Raw genomic sequence first — 2,100 nt, 5'->3', positions numbered from 1 at the left:
AGATTTATTCTTCAAGAAAATACATCAATTTTGATAAGTAGAAATGGTAAAAACATTGTATAGCATTTTACACAGGAGTCTGGACTTGACTGAGTTTATGGAAGAAGTTTTAATTGATGATAATATGGTTTTTGATATTGATAATTTAAAAGGATTTCTTAATGATACCAGTTCATTTGGGTTTATAGCTAAAGAAAATAATAAAATTATAGGATTTGCATATTGCTATACACTTTTAAGACCTGATGGAAAAACAATGTTTTATTTACACTCAATAGGAATGTTACCTAACTATCAAGACAAAGGTTATGGTTCAAAATTATTATCTTTTATTAAGGAATATTCTAAAGAGATTGGTTGTTCTGAAATGTTTTTAATAACTGATAAAGGTAATCCTAGAGCTTGCCATGTATATGAAAAATTAGGTGGTAAAAATGATTATAAAGATGAAATAGTATATGTATATGATTATGAAAAAGGTGATAAATAAATGAATATAGTTGAAAATGAAATATGTATAAGAACTTTAATAGATGATGATTTTCCTTTGATGTTAAAATGGTTAACTGATGAAAGAGTATTAGAATTTTATGGTGGTAGAGATAAAAAATATACATTAGAATCATTAAAAAAACATTATACAGAGCCTTGGGAAGATGAAGTTTTTAGAGTAATTATTGAATATAACAATGTTCCTATTGGATATGGACAAATATATAAAATGTATGATGAGTTATATACTGATTATCATTATCCAAAAACTGATGAGATAGTCTATGGTATGGATCAATTTATAGGAGAGCCAAATTATTGGAGTAAAGGAATTGGTACAAGATATATTAAATTGATTTTTGAATTTTTGAAAAAAGAAAGAAATGCTAATGCAGTTATTTTAGACCCTCATAAAAATAATCCAAGAGCAATAAGGGCATACCAAAAATCTGGTTTTAGAATTATTGAAGATTTGCCAGAACATGAATTACACGAGGGCAAAAAAGAAGATTGTTATTTAATGGAATATAGATATGATGATAATGCCACAAATGTTAAGGCAATGAAATATTTAATTGAGCATTACTTTGATAATTTCAAAGTAGATAGTATTGAAATAATCGGTAGTGGTTATGATAGTGTGGCATATTTAGTTAATAATGAATACATTTTTAAAACAAAATTTAGTACTAATAAGAAAAAAGGTTATGCAAAAGAAAAAGCAATATATAATTTTTTAAATACAAATTTAGAAACTAATGTAAAAATTCCTAATATTGAATATTCGTATATTAGTGATGAATTATCTATACTAGGTTATAAAGAAATTAAAGGAACTTTTTTAACACCAGAAATTTATTCTACTATGTCAGAAGAAGAACAAAATTTGTTAAAACGAGATATTGCCAGTTTTTTAAGACAAATGCACGGTTTAGATTATACAGATATTAGTGAATGTACTATTGATAATAAACAAAATGTATTAGAAGAGTATATATTGTTGCGTGAAACTATTTATAATGATTTAACTGATATAGAAAAAGATTATATAGAAAGTTTTATGGAAAGACTAAATGCAACAACAGTTTTTGAGGGTAAAAAGTGTTTATGCCATAATGATTTTAGTTGTAATCATCTATTGTTAGATGGCAATAATAGATTAACTGGAATAATTGATTTTGGAGATTCTGGAATTATAGATGAATATTGTGATTTTATATACTTACTTGAAGATAGTGAAGAAGAAATAGGAACAAATTTTGGAGAAGATATATTAAGAATGTATGGAAATATAGATATTGAGAAAGCAAAAGAATATCAAGATATAGTTGAAGAATATTATCCTATTGAAACTATTGTTTATGGAATTAAAAATATTAAACAGGAATTTATCGAAAATGGTAGAAAAGAAATTTATAAAAGGACTTATAAAGATTGATTATATAATATATGAAAAGCTATTATAAAAGACATTAGTATTAAATAGTTTAAAAAAATGAAAAATAATAAAGGAAGTGAGTCAAGTCCAGACTCCTGTGTAAAATGCTATACAATGTTTTTACCATTTCTACTTATCAAAATTGATGTATTTTCTTGAAGAATAAATCC

General features: G+C 24.7%; 2 protein-coding genes. Both read left to right on the top strand.

Features of this window, described 5'->3' with window-relative positions; all coding sequences use genetic code 11:
• The first annotated feature begins 85 nt into the window (after nt 1-85).
• Nucleotides 86-490 (top strand): GNAT family N-acetyltransferase, encoded by a 405-nt coding sequence (locus WKS98_RS09880; protein ID WP_000134308.1) that lies wholly within the window; start codon nt 86-88, stop codon nt 488-490.
• Nucleotides 491-1,930: a bifunctional aminoglycoside N-acetyltransferase AAC(6')-Ie/aminoglycoside O-phosphotransferase APH(2'')-Ia gene (locus WKS98_RS09875; protein ID WP_001028144.1), complete on the top strand. Its 1,440-nt coding sequence runs from the start codon at nt 491-493 to the stop codon at nt 1,928-1,930.
• The last annotated feature ends 170 nt before the right edge of the window (nt 1,931-2,100 follow it).

Origin of the sequence: Lagierella sp. ICN-221743, from assembly GCF_037890055.1 — a bacterium.
In the GTDB taxonomy this organism is placed as follows: domain Bacteria; phylum Bacillota; class Clostridia; order Tissierellales; family Peptoniphilaceae; genus Mediannikoviicoccus.
Note: the sequence above shows the minus strand (reverse complement) of the source record. Positions and strands in the feature narration are given on the sequence as shown.